This is a genomic window from Tenacibaculum sp. L6 (assembly GCF_028823685.1).
Taxonomy (GTDB): Bacteria; Bacteroidota; Bacteroidia; order Flavobacteriales; family Flavobacteriaceae; genus Polaribacter.
In genome coordinates this window covers 1-3,315 of the sequence record NZ_JAPEHZ010000110.1, presented here as the reverse complement: position 1 = coordinate 3,315, position 3,315 = coordinate 1, and the positions used below count along the sequence as shown (strand labels likewise).

3 protein-coding genes are annotated in these 3,315 nt (G+C 31.8%); all 3 read left to right on the top strand.

The genetic code is table 11. The features are described from left to right. Positions 1-267 precede the first annotated feature (267 nt). From OU788_RS11990 to OU788_RS11980, 3 genes are read left to right on the top strand one after another with little or no spacing between them, the layout of a single operon-like run. On the top strand, positions 268-678 hold the full coding sequence (locus OU788_RS11990) for an HYC_CC_PP family protein (protein ID WP_047790556.1): 411 nt from the start codon (positions 268-270) through the stop codon (positions 676-678). A gap of 57 nt (positions 679-735) precedes the next feature. Then, positions 736-2,913, top strand: coding sequence for a TonB-dependent receptor (locus tag OU788_RS11985; protein WP_274635382.1), 2,178 nt, complete (start codon positions 736-738; stop codon positions 2,911-2,913). A gap of 26 nt (positions 2,914-2,939) precedes the next feature. After that, a complete protein-coding gene (locus OU788_RS11980) occupies positions 2,940-3,305 on the top strand; it encodes a heavy-metal-associated domain-containing protein (RefSeq protein WP_159615612.1) in 366 nt (121 codons plus the stop codon). Positions 3,306-3,315 lie beyond the last annotated feature (10 nt).

The following is a 3,315-nucleotide window of genomic DNA, read 5'->3' as shown; positions in this document are numbered from 1 at the left end:
CTCCTGGAGAAGCTTTTGATCCATATCGTCAGCAAGACTTTGAACGAAGAAAAGCTGAGGGATTTCCTAAGCCTTTGTACCCAAGTAAAATATCAACGCCAGAGGCTACTAAAGAACAACAAGCAGAACGTAAACGTATTGGTGGATGGTAAAGAGATAAAATTAAGTAAGCTATGTTATGAGTTATTGTTTTACAAATAGCTTTAAAAGAGTAAAAGCCTAAGGTTATGAAATGTAAAGTTTTAAAAAATTGTACCTTTGCAAGGAATGAAGAAACATTTTTCTAAAATAACAGCTATAACCTTAGCACTAACAGTGTTGCTATCTACATTTTCTTTTAATGTAGAAAAACATTTTTGTGGTGATTTTTTAGTAGCTATTTCTTATGTAGGAAGTGTAGCTAGCTGTGATGATGTAGAGGAGGACAGCTGCGAGAGTAAAACAATAGAACCATCGTGTTGTAAAGACGATGTAGAGCTTATAAAAGGGCAAACTCAAATTCAGAAATCGTCTGTAGAAAAAATAACCTTTATAAAGGTTGCTACAGCGGTTACTTCATATGTTTTTAACAGTCTGTTATTTCAAGACTTAGAAAAACAAATTATTCCACATAAACAGTATGTACCACCTAAGTTATTTTTTGATATACAGGTACTTCACGAAGTCTTTATCATATGATTTACAATTCTTACTAAAAAAATAAGAATTGTATAATATAGTATGATGAAATAAATAATGAAAAAAAACTTCATAATCAGTATTTTTTTACTGATTTCTCTATCACTTTTTGCTCAAAAAGAGTTAAAAGGAGTAATAAAAGATAATAATAATTTAGAAATATTTGGGGCGAATGTATATTGGTTAAACACAAATACAGGAACGACCACCAATGAAACAGGAACGTTTGTTATTCCGTATAAAAAGGAGTATAAAAAATTAATAATAAGTTTTGTTGGTTATAAGACAGATACAATAAATGTTAGCAGTACAAAACCAATCAATCACTATTTAACAGAAAGTAATACGTTAAATGAGGTTGCAGTTTCTGCAAAAAAAAGTTCAACACAAAGGTCGTATTTACAAACACAAAACTTGGTAACTATTAATAGTGATGAGTTGTTAAAAGCCGCTTGTTGTAATCTGTCAGAAAGTTTTGAAACCAATCCGTCAATAGATGTTAATTTTTCTGATGCGTTAACAGGTACAAAACAAATTCAAATGTTAGGATTAACAAGTCCATATTTGTTAATTACCCAAGAAAATATTCCGTCAATTAGAGGAGCTGCACAAGCATTCGGATTAACATTTACACCTGGAACTTGGGTTGAAAGTATTCAAATAACAAAAGGAGCAGGAAGTGTTGTAAATGGTTTCGAAAGTATTTCAGGTCAAATAAATACAGAGCTAGTAAAACCATCTACCAATCATAAGTTTTACCTGAATGCTTATGGAGCTTTGGGAGGTAGGTTAGAGTTTAATACCCATTTCAATCAAAAAGTGAGCGAAAAGTGGCAAACAGGGTTGTATGTACATGGAAACTATAGAGGAGAAAAATTTGATAAAAACAAGGATAACTTTTTAGACAATCCATTAGCAGAACAAATTAATGTGATGAACCGTTGGCAATATACTGATGCCGAAAAAGGTTGGGTAAGTTTTATCAATTTTAGGTATTTAGACGATTCAAAACAAGTAGGAGAAGTTGGTTTTGACCCAGAAGTAGATAAAGGATCAAATACTGTTTGGGGAAGCGAAATTAAAACTAAACGTTTTGACACTTCTGTAAAAGTAGGTTATGTGTTTCCTGATATGCCATTTCAAAATATGGGCTTTCAAGCAGCATATAGTAACCACAAACAAGATTCGTATTTTGGATTGAGAGATTACAATATTCAGCATCAAAGCTTTTATAGCAGTTTTGTGTTTAGCTCTATTATTGGAGATACTCGTAATAAGTTTAAAACTGGTGCTAGCCTTACGTATGACAATTACGAAGAGTTTGTTAGTGAGCTGCTGTCCCCTAATTTTAATAGAAAAGAGAATTCTGTAGGAGCTTTTTTACGATTAGACCATCATAACTTGTTAGGGACTTTTGTAACACCAAGATTGCACATGCGTTATGTTCCTTGGGAAAGAGGAGTATTAAGAGCTTCTGTAGGAAGAGGAAAACGAAGTGCAAATATTTTTGCAGAGAATCAACAATTTTTTGCTTCATCACGAGCAATTACTATTGAAAGTTCAGGTGGAAATATTTATGGCTTAGACCCAGAAGAAGCTTGGAATTACGGAGTATCGTTTTTACAAGGATATAAACTATTTGGTAGAAAAGGAGATGTAACATTCGATTTTTATCAAACAAATTTTTCAAATCAGGTGGTAGTCGATTGGGAGAATCCACAAGAAATTTCTTTTTATAATTTAGAAGGAAAGAGTATCGCAAATAGTTTCCAGATAGAAATGAACCAAAATATAATCCCTTATTTTAATACTCGATTCTCTTATAAGTTTTACGATGTTTCTACAGATTATAAATCAGGAAACTTAGCAAAAGCATTACAAGCTAAACATCGCTTCTTTGCCAATGTATCTTACGAAACTAAAACAGAAGAAAGCGATGCCAGTTGGAAGTTTGATATAACTTATAACTGGATAGGAGAGCAACGACTACCTAATACAAACAACCAGTTGCCAACATATTCAGATAGCTATAACTTATTAAACACGCAAATAACAAAAGTGTTTTCAAAAAAGTTTGAAATGTATGCTGGAGCTGAAAATATTACAAATTACAAACAAAAAAATCCTATACTGGGAAGTGATAATCCATTTGGTGCAAATTTTGATACTACTATTGTATATGCACCAGTTTTTGGAAGTAACTTCTATGCAGGGTTACGATTTAAAATAGATTAATTCAATAAATTAAAAATCAAGAACATATGAAAAATATATTTTTATTAGCAGTTGTTTTATTATTAAGCACATCAACATTTGCTCAGAAGAAGAATGCAAAAGTATCTTTTGAAGTAGACGGTGTTTGTATGATGTGTAAGCAGCGTATAGAAAAAGCAGCGTTAAAAACCAAAGGAGTGAAATTTGCAAAATGGGATGTGAATACTCACGAGTTAAGTTTAATTATTGATGAACGCAAAACAAGTACAGAAACAGTTAAAAAAACTATTGCTGGTGTAGGTCATGACACAAAAGAGTTTAAAGCAACAAAAGAAGCTTATGATAATTTACATGAGTGCTGTAAGTATCGTGATGAGGAAGTGCAAAAAGATCATAAAAAAACAAAGAAGTAATAAAAAAATC